This window comes from Ruegeria sp. CDSB117 (assembly GCF_059611005.1).
In genome coordinates this window covers 126,203-147,055 of record NZ_JBXWOS010000004.1, presented here as the reverse complement: position 1 = coordinate 147,055, position 20,853 = coordinate 126,203, and the positions used below count along the sequence as shown (strand labels likewise).

The following is a 20,853-nucleotide window of genomic DNA, read 5'->3' as shown; positions in this document are numbered from 1 at the left end:
AGATTGGTGGTACCCCAAGCCGCCGGGACAGGGAGTTTTCATTTAGATGTTTACCGTTTGCAAGCCCGTTCGCAAGCTGGCGAAATCCGCCGCGATCCTGGCAACCGCCGCATTCCTCGCTGCATGTGAGCCCGGCGGCCTTGGTGGAGGCCCATCCATTAACACGTCGAAACCCGTTCCGGTCGCACTATTGGTTCCGGCGGGATCGGGAAATTCGGGCGACGCTCAACTTGCACGGAGCCTTGAGAACGCAGCGCGTCTGGCGATGGCCGATTTGCAGAATGTTACGATAGACCTACGTGTTTACGACACGCGGGGCAGCTCGAACACGGCCGCGACAGTGGCGCAACAAGCCGTCGCGGATGGGGCGAAGATCATCATTGGCCCGGTTTACGCGCAGGCAGCAAACTCGGCAGGTCTCGCTGTGCTAAACAACAAGGTCAACGTGCTGTCCTTCTCGAACAATACCAGCATTGCAGGTGGCAACGTCTTTGTTCTGGGCCCGACCTTTCAGAATACGGCTAACCGTTTGGTCAACTTTGCCGGATCACAAGGCAAAACCAGCATGGTCATCGTCCACAGCAACGATGCAGCCGGGCAGCTTGGTCAATCGGCGATTGCAACTGCGCTTGCCAGCAGCCGCGTAGCGAATGCTGGTACGGTTGGTTATGACCGGTCCCAGCAAGGCGTCATCAACTCGGTTCCGACGATCAAGGCAACCGTGGATGCTGCCGGTGCAGATTCGGTGTTTCTGACAGCGACGACAGCTGGTGCGCTGCCGCTATATTCGCAACTGTTGCCAGAAGCTGGTGTGTCGTCGGCCACCACCCAATTCCTCGGCCTGACGCGCTGGGACATACCGGCACAGACGTTAGAACTGCCAGGTGTTCAAGGGGGCTGGTTCGCCCTGCCCGACCCGGCAAAGGCGCAGGCGTACCGTCAGCGGTATAACAGCACCTATGGTGAGGCTCCGCACCCGATCAGCGGTCTGGCCTATGATGGCATTGCAGCGATTGCGGCTTTGGTCAGCCAAGGAAAATCCGACGCGCTGACCGCATCTGCCCTGACACAAAATGCCGGTTTCCAGGGCGTTGGCGGCATCTTCCGCCTGCGATCAGACGGCACGAATGAACGCGGTCTGGCCGTTGCCACGATCCAGAACAAACAGGTAGTAGTGATTGACTCCGCCCCTCAAAGCTTCTCTGGCGCCGGTTTCTGATCAGCCGGTGCTGACACTCACCCCCAAGGGTGAGCTGATCTGCGCGGCCGATGAAATTTTCGACAGTACCGCCATCCTGGTGCAACTGTCGGAAGCCTTTGAAAATATTCAAGACAATGCCGCGCGGCGGAATGAAACCGTGCGCATCCTACGCGATGCCCAAAAGGCTGGGCGTAAGACCATTGCAGATGCCTTCGCTAAACGCCCCTTTGACGCCAGACCTTTGACCCGGTCCTACACCTATTTGACCGACGGGTTGGTCTGCACAGCGATGCAAGTGGCCAGCACCTATCTACATCCGCTGGCAACCCCGACGCAGGGCGAAAAGATTGCGGTTCTTGCTGTTGGTGGATATGGCCGCGGCGAAATGGCCCCGGCTTCGGACGTCGATCTGCTTTTTTTGACGCCCTACAAGATCACCGCCTGGGCCGAGAGCGTCATCGAGTCCATGCTCTACATGCTTTGGGATCTACGACTGAAGGTTGGCCATTCATCTCGAACGATCAAGGATTGCCTGCGACTGGGCACCGAGGATTTCACCATCCGCACCGCCATGCTCGAGCAACGCTATCTGGCTGGGGACGCGGCTCTTGCCGAAGAACTTGACGACCGTCTGAAAACCGAGCTGTTCAAGGGCAGCGAGCGTCAATTCATCGAGGCTAAGCTGCAGGAACGTGACGAGCGCCACCACAAACAGGGCGAGCGTTACATGGTCGAGCCCAATGTAAAAGAGGGCAAGGGTGGGCTGCGCGATCTTCAATCGCTCTACTGGATTGCAAAGTACATCTATGGCGTTCAGGACGTGGCTGAACTGGTCCCTCTGGGCCTGTTTGAACCCGAGGAATTCAGCACCTTTGTAGAGGCCGAAGAGTTTCTGTGGGCCGTACGCTCTCATCTGCATCTGCTGACCGGTCGTGCGACAGAACAACTGACCTTCGACCTGCAGGTCGAAGTTGCCGACCGTATGGGTTATGAAGACAGGGCCGGGCGACGGGCTGTTGAAGTGTTCATGCAACGCTATTTCCGCGAGGCAACTCGCGTTGGTGAACTGACCCGGATCTTCCTGACCAAACTCGAAGCGTCACACGTGAAAGGTGCCGCCCTACTGGAACGCATCTTTCGGCGTCGACCGCGTGTCAAAGCAGGGTACAAGGTCGTTCACGGTCGCTTGGATGTAGCGGACGCCAAGAAGTTTCTGTCCGACAAACTGAACCTTCTGCGTCTGTTCGAGGAAGGTCTTCGCACTGGCATGCTGATCCACCCGGATGCGATGCGGCTGGTGACAGCCAACCTAAACCTCATCGACGACGACATGCGCCAAAACAAAGAGGCGCAGCGCATTTTTCTGGACCTGATGCTGAAACACGGCAACCCGGAACGCGCGCTGCGCCGTATGAACGAATTGGGAGTATTGTCGGCGTTTTTGCCAGAGTTCGAACACATCGTGGCGATGATGCAGTTCAACATGTATCACAGCTATACAGTGGACGAGCACACGATCCAGACCATCGTCAACCTGGCTCAGATTGAACGCGGTGAACTGGTCGAGTCATTACCGCTGGCCTCATCGATCCTGAAACGCGGGGTTAATCGCAAGGTTCTCTACGTAGCGTTGCTGCTGCACGATATCGCCAAGGGGCGCCCCGAGGATCATTCCATTCTGGGTGCTCAGATCGCGCGCAAGGTTGCTCCACGCTTGGGTCTGAACAAATCGGACTCAGAAACCGTGGAATGGCTGGTGCGATATCACCTGTTGATGTCGGACATGGCGCAGAAACGCGACATCTCGGACCCGCGCACCGTGCGCGATTTTGCCAAGGCGGTGAAGACAGTCAAACGGTTGGATCTGCTCACGGTTCTGACCGTGTGTGACATTCGCGGTGTTGGACCCAACACCTGGAACAACTGGAAGGCCACCCTGCTGCGCGCCTTGCACGCTGAAACCAAACGGGCGCTTGAAACCGGTATGGAAGACCTGAACCGGGCCAACCGTGGCGCCGAAGCCAAAAAGGCGCTGCGTTCGGCGCTTGACGATTGGTCGAAGGCTGACCTGAAGGCCGAAACAGGACGACACTATGCGCCCTATTGGCAGGGCCTGAACCTGTCTACACATATTGAGTTCGCGAAAATGCTACGCGCTCTGGAACACAGCGGCGACCCCGGCGCGATGGAAATTCACCTGCATCCGGATGACGATCGCGACGCCACCCGCGCGTGTTTTGCCATGGCAGACCATCCGGGGATTTTCGCCCGCATCGCCGGGGCGCTTGCGCTGGTTGGGGCCAACGTGGTCGACGCCCGTAGCTATACCACCAAGGACGGGTACGTCACCGATGCGTTCTGGATTCAGGATGCCGAGGGCCACCCATTTGAGGCCAGCCGTTTGCCGCGACTGACACAGATGATCCAAAAGACGCTCAAAGGCGAAGTCGTAGCGCGTGACGCTCTGAAATCGCGCGACAAGATCAAAAAACGCGAACGCGCCTTCAATGTGCCGACCCATATCATCTTCGATAATGACGGGTCCGAGATCTACACCATCATCGAGGTTGATACCCGCGACCGTCCAGGCCTGTTGTATGACCTGACAAGAACGCTGGCTGCGGCCAATGTCTATATCGCCAACGCCGTGATCGCGACCTATGGCGAACAGGTTGTCGATACCTTTTACGTCAAGGACATGTTCGGCCTGAAATACCATTCCGAAAGCAAGCAACGCGGTCTTGAGACCAAGCTGCGCAAAGCCATCACTGAAGGTGCGGAGCGCGCGATCTCATGAAACAAATCCGGTTGTTTTCAGGCCTGTTCACGGTCGGATTCTGGACTCTGGCCAGTCGAATTTTGGGATTTCTCCGAGAGATTCTGCTAACCGCCTATATCGGGCCTGGTCCGGTGATGGACGCCTTTGTTGCCGCTTTCCGCCTGCCCAACATGTTTCGTCGTTTCTTTGCCGAAGGTGCCTTCAACGCCGCCTTTGTACCGATGTTCTCGAAACGGTTGGAGGGCGAAGAAGACGCCGAAGGGTTTGCTCAGGATGCCTTCAACCTGCTGACGGCGGCTGTTTTGGCACTGGTTGGATTGGCGATGGTATTCATGCCTGGACTTGTTTGGCTGACCGCCGAAGGGTTCTATGGCGATGAACGCTTCGACATGGCTGTCGACTACGGTTACGTCGTTTTTCCCTATATCCTGTTCATGTCGCTGGCCGCGCTGTTTTCCGGCGTTCTGAATGCCACCGGTCGGTTCGCGGCTGCCGCTGCCGCGCCTGTCTTACTCAATATCTTTGCCTGTACTGCTTTGATCGCAGGCGCGCTGTCTGGCGGCGACGTAATCTGGTGGCTGATCACGGTCATTCCGCTGGCAGGGGTCGCGCAACTGGCGCTGGTTTGGGTGGCGACAGAACGAGCAGGTATTCGCATCCGTCCCGGATTGCCCAAGCTCAGCCCGGAAATGCGACGCATGGTTCGCATTGCAGTGCCCGCCGCTTTGGCGATGGGCGTCACGCAGGTCAATCTGGTGGTTGGCCAGTTGGTCGCGTCCAAAACTGAAAAGGCTGTCAGTTGGCTGTTCGCAGCGGATCGGCTGTATCAATTGCCATTGGGCGTGGTCGGTATTGCGGTGGGGATCGTCCTGCTCCCAGATCTGTCCCGCCGCTTACGGGCCGGGGACAAGGGCGGGGCGCGCAATGCCTATTCCCGCGCCGGAGAGTTCACACTGCTGCTGACCCTGCCGTCCACAGTTGCCTTTCTGATCATTCCAATACCTCTGGTGTCGGTCCTGTTCGAACGCGGCCAATTCAGCCCCGAGGACACGGCAGCCACTGCCTTGGCCGTAGCTATCTATGGCGTCGGCCTGCCCGCTTTCATGCTGCAAAAGCTGCTGCAGCCCTTGTTCTTCGCGCGCGAAGACACCCGCTCTCCGTTTCGCTATGCCGTAGTTGCGATGGTAATCAATGCCGGGCTGGCCTTTGGTCTTTACCCGTTGGTGGGGTGGATCGCACCGGCGATCGCGGCTTCGGCTGCCGGTTGGGCGATGGTTGCCTTGTTGGCGATTGGAGCGCGCCGTTTCGGCGATGAAGCACGGTTTGACGATCGGTTCAAACGACGTGCCTGGCGCGTCGTCGCGGCATCGCTGGGTATGGGCGTTGTGCTTTTCGCCGCCCTTCATATTTTTGGCTGGACCTTCCAAGTACCCGGATGGCGTTATCTGGCGCTGCTGGTCCTAATCATAGTTGCAGCTGCCGCCTATTTCTTACTCGGTCACCTCTTCAAAGCGTTCGAGCTGTCCGAATTCAGAAAAGCGCTGCGTCGGTCCTGATCAGTCGCGGCGAATACGTCCCACGATCCGCGCCCATCCGCCCGGTGCCAGGAAAAACGATAGACCAAATCCGGTGGCAAACCCGCCCAGATCGGCAACCCAATCGGACGTGCCGCCAAACAAAAGTCCGAACACCAGCTGGATGCCCATCAAAACCGCGATCAGGCTGAAGGCCCGGGATTGGTTTTCGCCAACCAGTGACAACTTGCGCCACAGCAGCCATGTGAACGCGCCGATCAGACCGTAAACCGGCGGGAACCCTCCGACCAGCGGATAGGCGGGATTTAGCAATAACCCATAGACCAACGCGCCACCGATACCGGACAAAACGAAAATGATCAGCATTTGAAAACCGCCGAACACTTCGGCTACCATTTTGCCCATGGCCAGAACGAAGACGCTGACAAAAACCGCCTGGGTAAAACTGCCCGATACGAACGGATAGGTCACGAAACGGATCACATGTTCAAACGGCCAACGGCCATTCTCGATCATCCAGTGAAAGATATCCGGGGAAAAGGTGTAACTCTGCAGGGCATCCAACCGCCAACCTACCGCTGATGGCCCACCCACAAGACCACGTGCACCCAGCGTAAACGCCAATTCGATCCCCATGATGAACAGGACCAACGCCACCACAACGGGCGGCAGAGGGTTTACTGCGGGTGTATAATGCTCACTGCTCATTGGGCTGGCCTTTCGCGGCTGTTGACGTCCCTTGACCTCATGGGTAAGCGACGGGGGCTGATTTTTCCAGACGGGAGTTCCCTTCGATGACCGAAACCAAGTTCACGCCGCGCGTGTTTTCCGGCATCCAGCCTTCGGGAAACCTGCACCTTGGCAACTACCTGGGTGCACTCAAGCGTTTTGTGGATATGCAGGGCGAAGATTTCGAGACCATCTATTGTATGGTCGACCTGCACGCGATCACCGTCTGGCAAGACCCGGCCCGTCTGCGCGAAAAGACCCGTGAGGTCTGCGCCGGATTTATTGCTGCCGGTCTGGACCCCGAAAAGTCCATCCTGTTCAACCAAAGTCAGGTGGCCGAGCACACGCAGCTGGCTTGGATCTTCAATTGTATCGCCCGGATGGGCTGGATGCAGCGGATGACTCAGTTCAAGGACAAGGCGGGCAAGAACGCTCAGAACGCCTCGCTGGGTTTGTTTGCCTATCCGGCGCTGATGGCGGCGGATATCCTGACCTACCACGCGACACATGTCCCGGTGGGCGAAGACCAGAAACAGCATCTGGAACTGACCCGCGACATCGCCATCAAGTTCAACCATGACTACGGCGTGGATTTCTTCCCGGTGACCGAACCGGTCATCGGCGGCCCCGCGCCACGTGTGATGAACCTGCGTGATGGCTCGCGGAAGATGTCATCTTCGGACCCGTCCGACATGACCCGGATCAATATGACCGACGATGCCGACGCGATCGCCAAGAAAATCCGCAAGGCCAAGACTGACCCGGATGCGCTGCCTTCAGAAACCGATGGTCTGTCCGAACGCCCCGAGGCCCGCAATCTGGTCAACATCTACGCCGCGCTCAGCGATCAAACGGCGGAACAGGTTCTGGCCGAAGTCGGCGGCAAGCAATTCGGTGAATTCAAACCGATGCTCGCTGAGTTGGCGGTCGCCAAACTGTCGCCGATCTCAACCGAGATGGCGCGTCTGATGGGTGAAGAGGCCGAGATTGACCGGATTCTCGCACGCGGCGCGGAAAAGGCGCGGGCGATAGCGGCCCCGATCCTGCAACAGACCTACGACATCGTGGGTATGGTTGGCGCAAAACAAGGCTGATTGCGCTGGACCTTCCCGTGACGCCTTCCTAGGTTGCCCCAAGGGCAAAGGAGGGCGTCATGGCAGTCGGCAAAAATATCCGCACCTATTTTGATGGTCAGTGGCACAACGGGGACGCCCCGATCATGCGGGCGGCAGACCATGGCGCTTGGCTGGGATCTTCGGTCTTTGACGGCGCGCGATTTTTTGACGGGCTTACCCCGGATCTGGTTGCCCATTGCGAACGGGTCAACCGCTCGGCCGAGGCGCTTTTGCTGACTCCTACCGTGACGACCGAACAGATGGTCGAGATCGTCCGCGAAGGGCTGGATGGCCATGCCAAAGGTTCCGCCGTCTATATTCGACCGATGTATTGGGGCATCGACGGTGATGCCACGGCCATTGTGCCTCAGCAGGACAGCACCGGCTTTGCTATCTGTCTGGAAGAGATACCAATGGCACCGGAAACTGCTTCGGTCACGCTGACCACCACGCGATTCCGCCGACCGGTTCTGGAATCAGCCGTTGTGAATGCCAAAGCCGGATGCCTGTATCCCAACAACGCCCGAATGTTGAAAGAGGCCAAGTCCAAAGGGTTCTCGAACGCACTGGTTGCGGACGCCTTGGGTCATGTGGCGGAAACCGCCACCGCAAACATCTTCATGGTTCGCGATGGCGAGGTCTTCACCCCTACGCCCAATGGAACTTTTCTGGCCGGAATCACCCGAGCGCGACATATCAAAAACCTGCGCGCCGACGGCGTGACGGTCCACGAATCCGTCCTCAGCTTTGAAGATTTTCATAAGGCGGACGAGGTGTTTATGACCGGTAACATGAACAAAATAACCCCCGTCACGGCGTTGGAGGACACTCAATATCAGGTCGGACCGATTGCACGCCGCGCGCGCGCGCTCTATTGGGACTGGGCTGCAAGCACTCGGTAGTCATACGCCGTGTTGCCAGCCCGCATTTGGTCGGGCATGATCCCCCTAAATACACGAGGACACCCATGCGTAAGTTTCTAGTCATTCTGGATGACAGCCGCGAATGCCTTAACGCGATGCGTTTCGCTGCAATGCGTGCAGCCCATACCGGTGGAGGGGTAACGATCCTGTCCGTCATCCCACCCGATGAGTTCAATCACTGGATCGGTGTGGCCGAAACCATGCGCGAAGAGGCGCGCGAACGCATCCATGCACATTACGAAGTTTTCGCCAAATGGATGCGCGACAAACAAGGGATCGACCCCGAGTTGTCCATTCGTGAAGGCGAACCCGTCCCTCAGATAATCGAACATGTCCAGTCAGACCCGGACATCGGCGTTCTGGTCCTGGGTGCTGGCATCGAAAAGAAAGGGCCCGGTCCACTGGTGACGCAGCTGACCAAAAACTCGGGCAGCCTGCCGATTCCGATCACAATTGTGCCCGGCGACCTGAGCAAGGAAAAGCTGGAAGCCATCACCTGAGGCCACCCAATGCAAAGCCGCATCCAGTTCTGGTTCGAATTCGCATCGACCTATTCCTACCTCAGCGCCATGCGAATCGAACAGGCTGCGGCACAGCATAACGTCGCCGTAGAATGGCATCCCTTTCTTCTGGGGCCCATTTTCGCGGCGCAGGGTTGGGATAATTCTCCGTTTAACATTTACCCGGCCAAAGGGCGCTATATGTGGCGCGATATGGAGCGTTTGACGGCGCAGCGCGGCCTGCCCTTCCGGCGGCCGGACCCGTTTCCGCAAAACGGCCTGAAGGCTGCGCGCCTCACGCTGGCTATTGAAGATCAGACCCATAGGGCGCGATTTGTTCGGGCGGTCTATAAAGCCGAATTCGCACAAGGTCAGAATGTGTCGGACGATGCAGTTCTGGTTGATTGCCTGAAATCCGCCGGTTTGCCTGACGACCTTTTGGACAGAACCCGAGACCCCGAGATCAAGTCAGCTCTGATCGAGCAGACCAAAACCGCACAGGCCAAAGGGCTGTTCGGTGCGCCGAGTTTTCTGGTCGGCGACGAACTATACTGGGGAGATGATCGGTTGGATGATGCGATCCGGTTGGCGGCCAACATTTAGAATCGTTCCAAATCTTGACTTATCCGGCCCGGACCCGCATATCAGAAGCAACTGAAACGGAGCCGTGACATGTTCATCCAGACCGAATCCACGCCGAACCCTGCTACCTTGAAATTTCTGCCCGGCCAAACCGTGCTGGAAGCAGGCACTGCGGATTTCCCATCGGCTGAAGCCGGTGAAAAATCACCTTTGGCAAAACGGATTTTTGCGGTTAGCGGAGTAACGGGTGTATTCCTCGGCAATGACTTCGTGACCGTCACCAAGTCCGATGATGTCCAATGGGATCACATCAAGCCTGCGATTCTGGGTGCGGTGATGGAGCATTATCAATCCGGCCAACCGGTCATCGGCGCTGGTGAAACAGCCGCATCGGGCCATGCAGAGCACACCGGCGAGGATGCAGAAGTAGTTAATCAAATCAAAGACTTGCTGGATAGCCGCGTCCGTCCGGCAGTTGCTCAGGATGGCGGCGACATCACGTTCCACGGGTTTGACCGGGGCGTTGTCTACCTGCACATGCAGGGTGCTTGCGCGGGCTGCCCGTCTTCGACCCTGACGTTGAAGATGGGTATCGAAAACCTGCTGCGCCACTACATCCCCGAAGTGACCGAGGTTCGTCCTGTTGCCGTCTGACCCCATTATTTTGGCGTTTGATACATCGGCCGCGCATTGCGCGGCCGCTTTGTTGTGCGGCAACCGGATCGTGACTTCGCGCATCGAAGCCATGTCGCGCGGTCAAGCCGAACGTCTGATGCCGTTGCTGGAAGAAGTTCTGGCCGATGCCGGATATGGGTGGAAAGACCTGTCCGCGATCGGTGTCGGCGTTGGACCCGGAAACTTTACCGGCATCCGAATCTCGGTTTCTGCGGCGCGCGGCCTAGCCCTAGGGCTTGGCGTTCCAGCGGTAGGCGTGTCCGGGTTCGACGCTTTGGCCGAAATGCCTACGGACGCCCTGCCTGCGATCCGCGCCCCGCGTGATCAGGTTTACGTGGCGTTGCCGGACCAAGGTCCGATGCTAATGCCTCAAACTGAGGCAGAATCACTTGGTCCCCTGATCCTGAATGACGACGCCGATGCACAGGTTCGCGCTATTGCCCGGGTCGCCGGGCAAAGGTGGCAAACCGAAACTGCGCAGCCAGCGCCACTCTATGTTCGGCCTGCGGATGCGGCCCCTTCCAAAGACACACCCCCGGTTTTGCTGGACTGATGAGCCCCGAGGAACTTGCCAAAACACACGCGGCAGCATTTACCCAGTCACGGTCGTGGGCTGCGGTCGAATTTGCGGATCTTCTGAACAATCGGTTCATACATATCGTTGGAAATACTCAATCTTTTTCGCTGTTCCAGGTGATCGGCGATGAGGCTGAATTGCTGACAATCGCCACGCATCCGGACGTTCAGCGGCAGGGCCTGGCCCGAGCGTGCATGCAAGAGTGGCATTCCAAAGCAAAGGCTTTGGGCGCGACGCGCGCTTTCCTGGACGTCGCTGCGGATAACCTGCCCGCCATCGCGCTGTATGAACACAGCGGTTATCGCGCCTGTGGTTTGCGCAAGGGGTATTACCTGCGCGAAAACAATCAGAAAGTCGATGCTATCGTGATGGAATCCGCGCTGGATTGACCGCTTAAGACATATTTTTTCGACCAAATGGTCAAAAATCTGTTGACCACGGCGGTTGCAAACGTCCTTAATTCCCGCCATCACAACAGTTATGCTCGCTCACAGTGGGTGAACGGGGCTATCTTCGCCCCGACCGATAATAACAAACGGGAGTATAAAATGACCCTGATGAAATCCTTGATGGGTGCCACCGCCGCAGTCGCACTTACGGCTGGCGCTGCGCTGGCAGATCCTGCCCTGATCTTTGATCTCGGCGGCAAGTTCGACAAATCGTTTAACGAAGCCGCCCACAATGGCGCGTCGCGTTGGGCCGAAGAAACAGGCGGCACCTACAACGAGATCGAAATCCAGTCCGAAGCACAGCGCGAGCAAGCTCTGCGCCGTTTCGCTGAATCCGGCTCAAACCCAATCATCACGATGGGATTTGGTATGGCAGATCCGCTGTCCGCCGTGGCTGCTGACTACCCAGACACCAAATTTGTTGCGGTTGACGTCAACTGGCTGGACATCCCCAACATCCGTCAAATCGGTTTTGCCGAGCATGAGGGATCATATCTGGTTGGCATGATGGCCGCGATGGCATCGGAATCCGGCACCGTTGGCTTTATCGGTGGCATGGATATCCCGCTGATCCGCCACTTTGGCTGCGGTTATGCGCAGGGTGCCAAGGCGGTAAACCCTGACATCAATGTTGTTGCCAACATGACCGGTACCACCCCGGCAGCATGGAACGACCCGGTGAAGGGTTCGGAACTGACCAAAGCACAAATCAGCCAGGGCGCTGATGTGATCTATGCGGCCGCTGGCGGCACCGGTGTTGGCGTACTGCAGACCGCGGCAGACGAAGGCATCCTGTCGATCGGCGTGGACAGCAACCAGAACCACCTGCACCCGGGTAAGGTTCTGACCTCGATGCTGAAACGCGTTGATGTTGCCGTTTATGACGCGATGTCAGCGGGCGAAGGCCTGGAAACCGGCGTGTTCCAGATGGGTCTGGCCGAAGAAGGTGTTGGCGTCGCCATGGATGACAACAACGCACCTCTGGTCTCGGACGAGATGAAAGGCGCAGTCGACAAAGCGCGGCAGGACATCATCGACGGTAACGTCTCTGTTGTCAGCTACTATGAGAACGACAGCTGCCCGGCACTTCAGTTCTGATATCGCGCAAGGCGGGGGTACAACCTCCGCCTTGCCCCCCGACTCTGCCGCGTATGACACCGCGGCCCTTTCGGCAATTGAGGACAAGACATGACCGTCCCCGCCATTGAGCTCAAAGGGATATCCAAAGCCTTTGGGCCGGTTCAGGCCAATAAAGACATTTCCATCAGCGTCGCCCCCGGTACGATCCATGGGATCATCGGTGAAAACGGTGCGGGCAAATCCACGCTGATGAGCATCCTCTACGGCTTTTACAAAGCCGATAAAGGTGAAATCTGGATTAACGGCAACAAGACCGACATCCCTGACAGCCAGGCGGCCATTGCTGCCGGGATCGGGATGGTATTCCAGCATTTCAAACTGGTTGAGAATTTCACCGTTCTGGAAAACATCGTTCTCGGTGCCGAGGATGGCGGGCTGCTGGCCCCGTCCTTGACCAAAGCGCGCAAAGAACTGAAAGCGCTGGAAGAGGAATACGAGCTGTTCGTTGATCCCGACAAGCGCATCGACGAGATTGGCGTCGGAATGCAGCAAAGGGTTGAGATCCTGAAGGCCCTGTACCGCAAGGCCGAAATTCTGATTCTGGACGAACCCACCGGGGTTCTGACCCCGTCCGAGGCTGACCAGCTTTTCCGCATCCTTGACCGCCTACGGGCCGAAGGGAAGACGATCATCGTGATCACGCACAAGCTGCGCGAAATCATGGAAAACACCGATACGGTTTCGGTCATGCGTCGCGGTCAGATGACGGCGACGGTGAAAACAGCCGACACAAGCCCCGAGGAACTGGCCGAGCTGATGGTGGGCCGCAAAGTGCTGCTGCAGGTCGACAAAGTGCCTGCGCAACCCGGAAAGCCCGTTCTGGAAATTGAAAAGCTCAGCGTTTTCGATTCGGCCGGGGTCGAACGGGTCAAGGGTATCGACCTGACCGTTCGGGCTGGTGAAATCGTCGGTATCGCTGGCGTGGCCGGAAATGGCCAATCGGAGCTTCTGGAAGTTCTGGGTGGCATGCGTCCGGGTCAGGGTTCGATCAAACTGAACGGTGCCCCGCTGGCGCTTAGCGGTCCGGGATCGGACGGTCAGGCCCGTCGCGCCCAGCATATTGCGCATGTTCCCGAAGACCGTCAGCGCGAAGGTCTTGTGATGGACTTCCACGCTTGGGAAAACGTGGCCTTTGGCTATCACCGTGATCCTGCCTATCAGAGCGGGATTTTCATGAACAACGCCGCTCTGCGCGCCGATACCGAGCGCAAGATCGAGAAATTCGACGTCCGGCCACCTGATGCGTGGCTTACAGCCAAAAGCTTCTCGGGCGGGAACCAACAAAAGATTGTTGTCGCGCGCGAAATTGAACGGAACCCGGATCTTCTATTGGTGGGGCAACCAACCCGCGGCGTCGACATCGGCGCGATCGAGTTCATTCACAAGCAAATCGTCGCGCTGCGCGATCAGGGTAAAGCAATCCTGCTCGTCTCGGTCGAGTTGGAAGAAATCTTCTCGCTATCGGATCGCATCGCTGTGATGTTTGACGGACATGTCATGGGCGAAAGACTGCCCCATGAAACAGATGAAAAAGAACTTGGCCTGTTGATGGCCGGCGTTGCGGGAGAGGCCGCGTAACATGGAAAAGATGCCCAAATGGGCCGATGTGGTGCTGATCCCGCTGATCAGTCTGATATTGGCCGCAATCTTGTCCGCCTTGGTCATTCTGGCCATCGGTGAAAACCCGATCGAAGCGGTGAAACTGATGGTGACCGGTGCGCTCGGGTCGACGTACGGTTGGGGGTATACGCTGTATTATGCCACCAACTTTATGTTCACAGGGTTGGCTGTGGCCGTCGCCTTCCACGCCCGGCTGTTCAACATCGGGGGCGAAGGTCAGGCTATGCTGGGCGGGCTGGGCGTTGCCATGGTATGCCTTTACATCCCGTGGCCGCATTGGAGCATTGCGCTATTGGCGGCCTGCGCAGGTTCGATGCTGTTTGGCGCGGCATGGGCCGCCATTCCGGCCTATCTACAAGCCAAGCGTGGCAGTCACATCGTGATCACAACGATCATGTTTAACTTTATTGCGGCGGCATTCCTGAACTACGTGTTGGTCAATCTTATGCGACCACCGGGCGCGCAAGACCCCTCATCTGCGCGTTTCCCCGAGACCGTTCACCTGCCCACATTTCAGTCGATGTTCTCAACCGCCGAAAACGTGGTGTTTAAAGGGACCCCTGTTAATATCACGTTCTTCATTGCGGTTTTGGCCTGTTTTGTCGTCTGGGCACTGATCTGGCGGACAAGGTTGGGCTATGAAATCCGATCTTACGGCAAAACCGAAACCGGCGCCGTCTACGCAGGCATTTCACCTGTGCGGATCACGATCATAGCGATGCTGATTTCAGGCGCGCTGGCGGGGCTGATGGCGATCAACAACGTGATGGGCGAGGCAGAGCGCTTGGTCTTGAACGCGACCGAAGGCGCGGGTTTCATCGGCATCGCCGTGGCCCTCATGGGCCGGTCGCACCCGTTTGGTGTATTCCTAGCGGCGATCCTGTTCGGGTTTCTCTATCAGGGCGGTGCAGAATTGGCTTTCTGGACGTCGATCCCGCGCGAACTGATCGTAGTCATTCAGGCCCTGGTGATCCTGTTCACCGGAGCATTGGACAACATGGTCCGGATGCCGCTTGAAAAGCTGTTCCTGAGCCTGCGGAAGGGAGCGCAGTGATGGAGTTCTTCATTACCTTCATCCAGGTCCTGGATTCGACCATCCGTCTGGCCACACCGCTATTGCTGGCTTGTCTGGCTGGGCTCTATTCCGAACGTGCAGGCATTTTCGACATCGGTCTGGAAGGCAAGATGCTGATGGCCGCCTTCTTCTCGGCAGCCGTCGCGGCCGTGACCGGATCAGTCTGGTTGGGCCTGCTGGCGGGGATCGCCTCTTCTCTCGTTCTTTCCGGGCTTCACGGTTTGGCCTCGATCACCTTCCGGGGCAACCAATTGATATCCGGGGTCGCAATCAACTTTCTTGCGGCAGGTATGACGGTTCTTGTCGCGCAAAGCTGGTTCGAACAGGGCGGGCGCACGCCTTCGTTGTTTGGCGGCGGTCGTTTCACACCGATCAACTTCCCCTTTGCCGAATTGCTGAGCGGGGTGCCGATCATCGGGCCGATCTATTCCGAGTTGCTCTCGGGCCATTCGATCCTGGTCTATGTCGCGTTCCTGATGGTGCCGGCAACATGGTGGATACTGTATCGCACACGGTTCGGATTGCGCCTGCGAGCTGTGGGTGAAAACCCCGCTGCCGTCGACACGGCCGGTGTTTCGGTCGTTGGCCTGCGCTATGCCGCTGTCGCCATCTGTGGTGTGCTGTGTGGCATCGCCGGGGCCTATCTGGCCACTGCGTTGCAGGCCGGGTTCGTTAAGGACATGACTGCAGGCCGTGGGTTCATCGCGCTGGCTGCGCTGATCTTTGCGAAATGGCGCCCCTGGCATGCAATGGGCGCCTGCCTGTTGTTCGGATTGTTGCAGGCCATCGCGCTGCGGTTCCAGAACATCGATCTGGGCGGCGTGGTCATCCCTGTGCAGGCGATGGACGCCCTGCCCTACGTCCTTACCGTCGTTATTCTGGCCGGGTTTGTCGGTAAAGCGGTTCCGCCGCGCGCCGGTGGTGAGCCTTACGTGAAAGAGCGCTGATAAGTCCAGTTTCGGACTCAGTTCAGTCCTGTTCGCTGCAGAGCGGCATGCGGAGTTGATTTTGCATGCCGCAACCGTTCTAAAGGGGTATGCATGTGTCGCCAATCATACCCCACGACTCGGAATCCACCCGAACCGTGTATTTGGGAACGCATGAACGCCTCAACACTGAGGAAAACCAGACATTTAGCCGTATCAGGCTGCTGGCATGACGCCCAGCGATCCGACTTCCGCCATGTGGCCACGGGGCACTGCCGCCGCGCGTCGCATTAAACCTACACCACTTTGCCTTGAGGCGACCCTGATCACCCTCTGTGATCCGCCGACCCTCATCCAGTAGCTCGATATGCAAATTTACCTTCCTATCGCCGAAGTTTCTGTCAACGCGTTCCTTCTATTGGGGCTTGGGGGGATGGTCGGCATTCTTTCGGGCATGTTCGGTGTCGGCGGAGGTTTCCTGATGACACCCCTGCTGTTCTTCATCGGCATTCCGCCCGCCGTTGCAGTTGCAACCGAGGCCAACCAGATTGTTGCCTCTTCCTTCTCTGGGGTTCTGGCGCATTTTCGACGAAAAACAGTCGACCTAAGAATGGGGACCGTCCTATTGATGGGCGGCTTAACGGGTGCCGCACTTGGGGTGGTGATATTCAACTACCTCAAAAGCCTCGGGCAGGTCGATCTGCTTGTGACGTTGTGCTACGTCGTGTTCCTTGGCGTCGTGGGCGGTTTGATGTTCATCGAAAGCCTGAACGCGCTCCGTAAATCCAAGAAAGGCGTGTCCGCACCCCCCAAACGTCGTCAGCGCGGATGGGTGCATGCGATGCCGTTCAAAATGCGGTTCCGGACTTCGGGCCTGTATATCTCGGTCATTCCGCCTGCGCTGGTTGGCCTGTTCGTTGGCGTTCTGTCGGCCATTATGGGCGTTGGCGGCGGGTTCATCATGGTGCCTGCGATGATTTACCTGTTGGGAATGCCCACCAAGGTCGTGGTCGGAACATCCCTGTTCCAGATCATCTTTGTCACCGCCTTTACGACCATGCTGCATGCCACCACCAACTTTACAGTTGATGTCGTTCTCGCTGTATTGCTTCTGGTTGGCGGCGTCATCGGCGCACAGATCGGCACGGTGATCGGCGCCCGCATGCCTGCCGAGCAGTTGCGCGTGTTGCTCGCAGCCCTTGTTCTTGTGGTCTGCGGAAAACTGGCGCTGGATCTGCTGCTTGAACCATCCGAGCTCTATTCGCTTGGCACCGGCGGAGGGCACTGATCATGCTGAAACGCTTGCTTGTTGCGCTGGCTCTTTGCGCCAGCCCCGCCCTGGCCGTTGAGGAAGAGGTCGTTCTGGGCCTCAGCCAGGATCGCGTGGCCATCACCGCCAATTTCGACGGCTCTGAGATCCTGGTCTTTGGCGCGGTCAAACGCGAGGCTCCCATTCCGTCAGGACCACCGCTGGAAGTGATTGTCGCAGTGTCCGGCCCATCCAGTCCTGTCACAGTTCGGCGTAAAGAGCGCAAGCTTGGAATCTGGGTCAATACTGACAGTGTCCTCGTAGACGAAGCCCCCAGCTTTTATGCGGTTGCGACCAGCGCGCCCTTGAATGAGATTCTGTCAGATACCGAAGACCTGCGATACAGCGTATCAATCGAACGTGCCATCCGGTCTGTTGGTGCTGCGATGAACATCCGCGGCGCGCAGGAATTCGCGGACGCTGTTATTCGTATCCGCGAGCACGAAAGTCTGTATTCCATTCGCGAAGACACGGTGGCCGTTGATGAACAAACCCTGTTCCGTACCTCAATCGAAATGCCAGCGGACTTGACGGAAGGCGACTATGTTGCGCGCATCTTCCTAACCCGCGGCGGCCAGGTTGTTTCACAATTTGAAACCACCATCGACGTGCGCAAAGTGGGGTTGGAGCGGTTTTTGTACAACATGTCCCGTCAGCAACCGGTCTGGTACGGCTTGATGTCTTTGGTCATTGCCATAGCGGCGGGTTGGGGTGCGTCAACCGCGTTCCGCCTATTGCGCGAGTAACTGACCGTTACCCGCGTCCGATGTAGGGCATCGTCGTGGCCATCACGGTCATGAACTGCACGTTTGCCTCAAGCGGCAGGTTTGCCATGTGCAAGACGGACCGCGCTGCATCTTCGACGGCCATTGTTGGGTCGGGCTGCTGCCCGTCGGCAATGGCCGCCTCGACCAGGCCCTGCACCATCTGTGTTCGCGCATTGCCGATATCGATCTGCCCACAAGCGATATTGAAGCCCCGCCCATCCAAAGACAGGCTGCGGGTCAGGCCCGATATGGCGTGTTTTGTCGCCGAGTAATGCACCGAGTTGGGGCGCGGCACATGGGCGGCAATTGAACCGTTATTGATGATGCGCCCGCCTTGCGGCGATTGGTGACGCATGATCCGAAACGCCTCACGGGCGCACAGAAACATGCCGTTCAGGTTGACGGCGACGCTTTGGTACCAATCGTCCAACGCGATCTCGTCAATCGTTCCCCCCGGCGCGAAAATTCCCGCGTTGTTGAACAGCACATCCAAATGGCCCGCCTTACCCTGAAACTCTCCAAAGGCGGCCTCGATGGCTTGTGCATCGGTGACATCCGCGATCAATGGAATTGCGTTTGCGTGCTCTGCAGCCATTTGGTTCAGCTTGCCAGCACTGCGCGCCAATAGACCAACCGTCCATCCTTGGGCCAGAAACAATTCAGCAGTGGCGCGCCCTATGCCAGAACTTGCGCCGGTCACAATAATGGATGTCATGTCTCTTCTGCCTCCAATGTCAGCGAGGCCGCGGGGACAGCGCGCAGGTCGTCCACACGCAGCGGATAGGTCGGCTTGGCAAGCCGGTTGCGCACGACCCAGATCAGCCTTTCTTGCGCGCGTGTGATGGCCACATAGGCCAGGCGTTTCCACAGCGGCTGTCCAGCTTCAGTACGGCCCATACGGGCAGCGGCATAGATGTCCGGAGCAAACACTTGAACAGTGTTCCACTGCGACCCTTGCGCCTTGTGAATGGTGACCGCTGCGCCATGAAGAAAGGTGGCACCCATGCGCGCGGCAAAGGGAATAAACGGCTCTTCCTCGTCCGGTTTTTCAATCTTGACGATGGATGCGGCGCTGACTTGAGGGTCTTCAGCCCCCATCACGTGCAACCTGGAAAACCCCGGTTTGCGACCGAGACCCAGATAGATGACCTGAGCGCCCTTGATCAAGCCACGCGCCTCAAGATCCAGCCGTTTCTTGCGATGTTTCAAAGGTAATTCGATACCGTCGCAGATAAGCGGTTCGCCTTCCAACAATTCGGTATCCGGCGCGCCATGAACGTTTCGAAAGGCCTGAATCAGTCGAATGCGGGTTGCATTGCGCCAGACCAGAACGGGACTGCGGGCCATCAGATCGACCTCGACCCGCTGCCCCCAAACCACACGGTCGTCCTGACGGGCGGTCTGTTCGACCATGCGCTCAAAATCTTCGAACCCCATCTGAGGGTCCGACAGCGCATGGGCAAGGTCCAATATCGGGTTGTCCGCATCCTGCCGATGAACCCGGTGAAGGATCTGTTTGCGCGGTTCCGGTAACGCTTCGAACACCATGCTGCCCGACTGATTGACCGGAGCCAGCTGCGCCGGATCACCAAACAGCAGAAGTGTTGGGAAAATTTCCTGCAGGTCTTCGAACTGCCGGTCATCCAGCATCGAGGCTTCGTCCACAAACCCGATGTCCAACGGTTCGTCCCGGCGTTTCCAGCCGGTGATAAAATCGGAGCCTCGTAACCCTGCCGCGGCCAGAGCGCCCGGGATGGACTTGTTGTTCTGGTAAAACGCCGCTGCGCGATCCAGAGCCTCGTCGGTCAGACCCTCGATTTCGGGACGTTCGTCATTGCCTGCCAGCCATTCGGCGATCCGTTCGTATTCCGGGTCGTAGACGGGTGTGTAAAGGATACGGTGGATCGTTGTCGCTGGCACCCCGCGCAGACGCAATACGCTGGCCGCTTTGTTCGTCGGGGCCAGAATCGCCAGACTGCGTTTTTCACGGGCTTTGCGGCTCTCGAAATCGCCGGACACAATCTGAACGCCGGTGTCCGCAATGGCCTTGTAAAGCTCGGCCAGTAGAAGCGTTTTTCCGGACCCTGCCTTGCCAATCACAGCCATCACACCGGATTTACCCGATCCCGGAAGCTTCAGCAGCGCGTCATCGTCAAGGTCAACACCTGCCGATTTCAGCATCTCAGAGATGCTGTCATACGCGGCGGCCTGGTCGTCAGAGTAAGTAACAGAGGGCAAAGACATGGCGCGACCCTACAAGCCCGCGCCAGCTATCACCAGATGTGGAATTCGGTTTTCACCCTGTCAGGCTGACAATGCAAACGGGTGCTGTCTGCCAACGCCGAAAGCCGTCTTGAACCACAGCCGCGACAATTCACGCGGGATGCCCGCGCGCTTGGCCACGCGGTTGCAGTCGTCCGCCGAATACGGCCACATCCCGACCGAGATTTGATCACGCCCTTTACCTTCGGTGCCCAGCACGATCGGAGATGATCCGATCAGGCGATAGATGCGAATCATACGCGCATCGAAAACACCCGCAATGTGGGTTAGACCAAACCCCTCCATCATCTCGCCGCCGCTAAGCATGATGGCCCCGGCCGTGTGCGGGCTTGCCGTGCGCGACAGGCAAAAGCGCGTCACTTCCCAGATCAAGGGGCTGTTGATTGGTTTGCCGCCCGTCAGGTGTCCAAACACCTCGTTCACCATAACCGGACCGGTGGTCGGCATCACGCGCATGGAGCCGCCGTGGCTGCCATCCGGTTCTTCCCAAATGACATAGATCGGGTTCAGATCATCGTACTGATCCCGCTCTTCCCCCTTGTCGTTGACATGAACATCCCAGCCCAGCCGGGTTTTGAATTGATCGGCGCGGTCCCGAAACATCCCCTCAGCCAGTTTTGGATATTTGTGCAATTCGTCAGCATAGACATAGCGCAACATGACTCTTT

Annotated in this window: 20 protein-coding genes; 16 read left to right on the top strand and 4 right to left on the bottom strand. The window is 57.9% G+C overall.

What is annotated here, in order from left to right:
- Nucleotides 1-46 precede the first annotated feature (46 nt).
- From AC2FJC_RS07065 to murJ, 3 genes are read left to right on the top strand one after another with little or no spacing between them, the layout of a single operon-like run.
- Complete coding sequence (locus AC2FJC_RS07065) at nt 47-1,219, top strand: penicillin-binding protein activator (RefSeq protein WP_496738936.1); 1,173 nt, start codon at nt 47-49, stop codon at nt 1,217-1,219.
- A complete protein-coding gene (locus tag AC2FJC_RS07060; RefSeq protein WP_496738935.1) occupies nt 1,179-3,998 on the top strand; it encodes a [protein-PII] uridylyltransferase in 2,820 nt (939 codons plus the stop codon). The genes AC2FJC_RS07065 and AC2FJC_RS07060 overlap by 41 nt, the downstream gene beginning before the upstream one ends.
- Complete coding sequence (murJ, locus tag AC2FJC_RS07055) at nt 3,995-5,536, top strand: murein biosynthesis integral membrane protein MurJ (protein ID WP_472722863.1); 1,542 nt, start codon at nt 3,995-3,997, stop codon at nt 5,534-5,536. The genes AC2FJC_RS07060 and murJ overlap by 4 nt, the downstream gene beginning before the upstream one ends.
- Here murJ and AC2FJC_RS07050 read toward each other — a convergent pair whose 3' ends face one another.
- Nucleotides 5,537-6,223, bottom strand: a complete 687-nt coding sequence (locus AC2FJC_RS07050; RefSeq protein ID WP_282120136.1) for a rhomboid family intramembrane serine protease — start codon at nt 6,221-6,223, stop codon at nt 5,537-5,539. It lies immediately after the preceding gene.
- An 86-nt stretch (nt 6,224-6,309) separates the two neighbouring features.
- On the opposite strand from AC2FJC_RS07050, the gene trpS reads away from it, so the two are divergent.
- From trpS to AC2FJC_RS06985, 13 genes are all read left to right on the top strand, one after another.
- Nucleotides 6,310-7,338, top strand: a complete 1,029-nt coding sequence (trpS, locus tag AC2FJC_RS07045; protein ID WP_496738934.1) for a tryptophan--tRNA ligase — start codon at nt 6,310-6,312, stop codon at nt 7,336-7,338.
- A gap of 59 nt (nt 7,339-7,397) precedes the next feature.
- Nucleotides 7,398-8,261 (top strand): branched-chain amino acid aminotransferase, encoded by an 864-nt coding sequence (locus tag AC2FJC_RS07040; RefSeq protein ID WP_496738933.1) that lies wholly within the window; start codon nt 7,398-7,400, stop codon nt 8,259-8,261.
- Nucleotides 8,262-8,326: 65 nt separating this feature from the next.
- Nucleotides 8,327-8,782 carry a universal stress protein gene (locus AC2FJC_RS07035; protein WP_113792095.1) on the top strand — a complete coding sequence of 152 codons (456 nt, stop codon included), beginning with the start codon at nt 8,327-8,329 and terminating at the stop codon, nt 8,780-8,782.
- 9 nt (nt 8,783-8,791) lie between these two features.
- Nucleotides 8,792-9,385, top strand: coding sequence for a 2-hydroxychromene-2-carboxylate isomerase (locus AC2FJC_RS07030; protein WP_496738932.1), 594 nt, complete (start codon nt 8,792-8,794; stop codon nt 9,383-9,385).
- A 69-nt stretch (nt 9,386-9,454) separates the two neighbouring features.
- Nucleotides 9,455-10,018: a NifU family protein gene (locus AC2FJC_RS07025; RefSeq protein WP_058273506.1), complete on the top strand. Its 564-nt coding sequence runs from the start codon at nt 9,455-9,457 to the stop codon at nt 10,016-10,018.
- Nucleotides 10,008-10,592 carry a tRNA (adenosine(37)-N6)-threonylcarbamoyltransferase complex dimerization subunit type 1 TsaB gene (gene tsaB, locus AC2FJC_RS07020; RefSeq protein WP_496738931.1) on the top strand — a complete coding sequence of 195 codons (585 nt, stop codon included), beginning with the start codon at nt 10,008-10,010 and terminating at the stop codon, nt 10,590-10,592. The genes AC2FJC_RS07025 and tsaB overlap by 11 nt, the downstream gene beginning before the upstream one ends.
- The gene (locus tag AC2FJC_RS07015) at nt 10,592-11,005 is read left to right on the top strand and encodes a GNAT family N-acetyltransferase (RefSeq protein ID WP_496738930.1); all 414 of its coding nucleotides are present in this window, start codon (nt 10,592-10,594) and stop codon (nt 11,003-11,005) included. Before tsaB ends, AC2FJC_RS07015 begins: the two co-directional genes overlap by 1 nt.
- A 159-nt stretch (nt 11,006-11,164) precedes the next feature.
- On the top strand, nt 11,165-12,163 hold the full coding sequence (locus AC2FJC_RS07010; RefSeq protein ID WP_282152454.1) for a BMP family lipoprotein: 999 nt from the start codon (nt 11,165-11,167) through the stop codon (nt 12,161-12,163).
- Nucleotides 12,164-12,253: 90 nt separating this feature from the next.
- Nucleotides 12,254-13,783, top strand: a complete 1,530-nt coding sequence (locus AC2FJC_RS07005; RefSeq protein WP_496738929.1) for an ABC transporter ATP-binding protein — start codon at nt 12,254-12,256, stop codon at nt 13,781-13,783.
- 1 nt (nt 13,784) lies between these two features.
- Nucleotides 13,785-14,879 (top strand): ABC transporter permease, encoded by a 1,095-nt coding sequence (locus AC2FJC_RS07000; protein WP_496738928.1) that lies wholly within the window; start codon nt 13,785-13,787, stop codon nt 14,877-14,879.
- Complete coding sequence (locus AC2FJC_RS06995; RefSeq protein WP_496738927.1) at nt 14,879-15,847, top strand: ABC transporter permease; 969 nt, start codon at nt 14,879-14,881, stop codon at nt 15,845-15,847. The genes AC2FJC_RS07000 and AC2FJC_RS06995 overlap by 1 nt, the downstream gene beginning before the upstream one ends.
- Nucleotides 15,848-16,193: 346 nt before the next feature.
- Nucleotides 16,194-17,114: a sulfite exporter TauE/SafE family protein gene (locus AC2FJC_RS06990; RefSeq protein WP_058273512.1), complete on the top strand. Its 921-nt coding sequence runs from the start codon at nt 16,194-16,196 to the stop codon at nt 17,112-17,114.
- 2 nt (nt 17,115-17,116) lie between these two features.
- A complete protein-coding gene (locus AC2FJC_RS06985) occupies nt 17,117-17,881 on the top strand; it encodes a TIGR02186 family protein (RefSeq protein WP_496738926.1) in 765 nt (254 codons plus the stop codon).
- 7 nt (nt 17,882-17,888) lie between these two features.
- On the opposite strand, the gene AC2FJC_RS06980 is transcribed toward AC2FJC_RS06985, so the two are convergent.
- From AC2FJC_RS06980 to AC2FJC_RS06970, 3 genes are read right to left on the bottom strand one after another with little or no spacing between them, the layout of a single operon-like run.
- Nucleotides 17,889-18,617 carry an SDR family oxidoreductase gene (locus tag AC2FJC_RS06980; protein ID WP_496738925.1) on the bottom strand — a complete coding sequence of 243 codons (729 nt, stop codon included), beginning with the start codon at nt 18,615-18,617 and terminating at the stop codon, nt 17,889-17,891.
- A complete protein-coding gene (locus AC2FJC_RS06975) occupies nt 18,614-20,146 on the bottom strand; it encodes an ATP-dependent DNA helicase (protein ID WP_496738924.1) in 1,533 nt (510 codons plus the stop codon). The genes AC2FJC_RS06980 and AC2FJC_RS06975 overlap by 4 nt, the downstream gene beginning before the upstream one ends.
- A 60-nt stretch (nt 20,147-20,206) precedes the next feature.
- Nucleotides 20,207-20,845, bottom strand: a complete 639-nt coding sequence (locus AC2FJC_RS06970; protein ID WP_496738923.1) for an acyl-homoserine-lactone synthase — start codon at nt 20,843-20,845, stop codon at nt 20,207-20,209.
- Between the last annotated feature and the right edge of the window lie 8 nt (nt 20,846-20,853).

Excerpts from the sequence above, each read along its gene's own strand:
- AC2FJC_RS07000 (WP_496738928.1), top strand. The coding sequence starts at position 13,785 with ATGGAAAAGATGCCCAAATGGGCCGATGTGGTGCTGATCCCGCTGATC.
- AC2FJC_RS07065 (WP_496738936.1), top strand. The coding sequence starts at position 47 with ATGTTTACCGTTTGCAAGCCCGTTCGCAAGCTGGCGAAATCCGCCGCG.
- AC2FJC_RS06980 (WP_496738925.1), bottom strand. The coding sequence starts at position 18,617 with ATGACATCCATTATTGTGACCGGCGCAAGTTCTGGCATAGGGCGCGCC.
- AC2FJC_RS07005 (WP_496738929.1), top strand. The coding sequence starts at position 12,254 with ATGACCGTCCCCGCCATTGAGCTCAAAGGGATATCCAAAGCCTTTGGG.
- AC2FJC_RS07035 (WP_113792095.1), top strand. The coding sequence starts at position 8,327 with ATGCGTAAGTTTCTAGTCATTCTGGATGACAGCCGCGAATGCCTTAAC.
- AC2FJC_RS06990 (WP_058273512.1), top strand. The coding sequence starts at position 16,194 with ATGCAAATTTACCTTCCTATCGCCGAAGTTTCTGTCAACGCGTTCCTT.
- AC2FJC_RS06975 (WP_496738924.1), bottom strand. The coding sequence starts at position 20,146 with ATGTCTTTGCCCTCTGTTACTTACTCTGACGACCAGGCCGCCGCGTAT.
- AC2FJC_RS07025 (WP_058273506.1), top strand. The coding sequence starts at position 9,455 with ATGTTCATCCAGACCGAATCCACGCCGAACCCTGCTACCTTGAAATTT.
- AC2FJC_RS06995 (WP_496738927.1), top strand. The coding sequence starts at position 14,879 with ATGGAGTTCTTCATTACCTTCATCCAGGTCCTGGATTCGACCATCCGT.
- AC2FJC_RS06970 (WP_496738923.1), bottom strand. The coding sequence starts at position 20,845 with ATGTTGCGCTATGTCTATGCTGACGAATTGCACAAATATCCAAAACTG.
- AC2FJC_RS07030 (WP_496738932.1), top strand. The coding sequence starts at position 8,792 with ATGCAAAGCCGCATCCAGTTCTGGTTCGAATTCGCATCGACCTATTCC.
- AC2FJC_RS06985 (WP_496738926.1), top strand. The coding sequence starts at position 17,117 with ATGCTGAAACGCTTGCTTGTTGCGCTGGCTCTTTGCGCCAGCCCCGCC.
- AC2FJC_RS07015 (WP_496738930.1), top strand. The coding sequence starts at position 10,592 with ATGAGCCCCGAGGAACTTGCCAAAACACACGCGGCAGCATTTACCCAG.
- trpS (WP_496738934.1), top strand. The coding sequence starts at position 6,310 with ATGACCGAAACCAAGTTCACGCCGCGCGTGTTTTCCGGCATCCAGCCT.
- AC2FJC_RS07040 (WP_496738933.1), top strand. The coding sequence starts at position 7,398 with ATGGCAGTCGGCAAAAATATCCGCACCTATTTTGATGGTCAGTGGCAC.
- murJ (WP_472722863.1), top strand. The coding sequence starts at position 3,995 with ATGAAACAAATCCGGTTGTTTTCAGGCCTGTTCACGGTCGGATTCTGG.
- AC2FJC_RS07010 (WP_282152454.1), top strand. The coding sequence starts at position 11,165 with ATGACCCTGATGAAATCCTTGATGGGTGCCACCGCCGCAGTCGCACTT.
- AC2FJC_RS07050 (WP_282120136.1), bottom strand. The coding sequence starts at position 6,223 with ATGAGCAGTGAGCATTATACACCCGCAGTAAACCCTCTGCCGCCCGTT.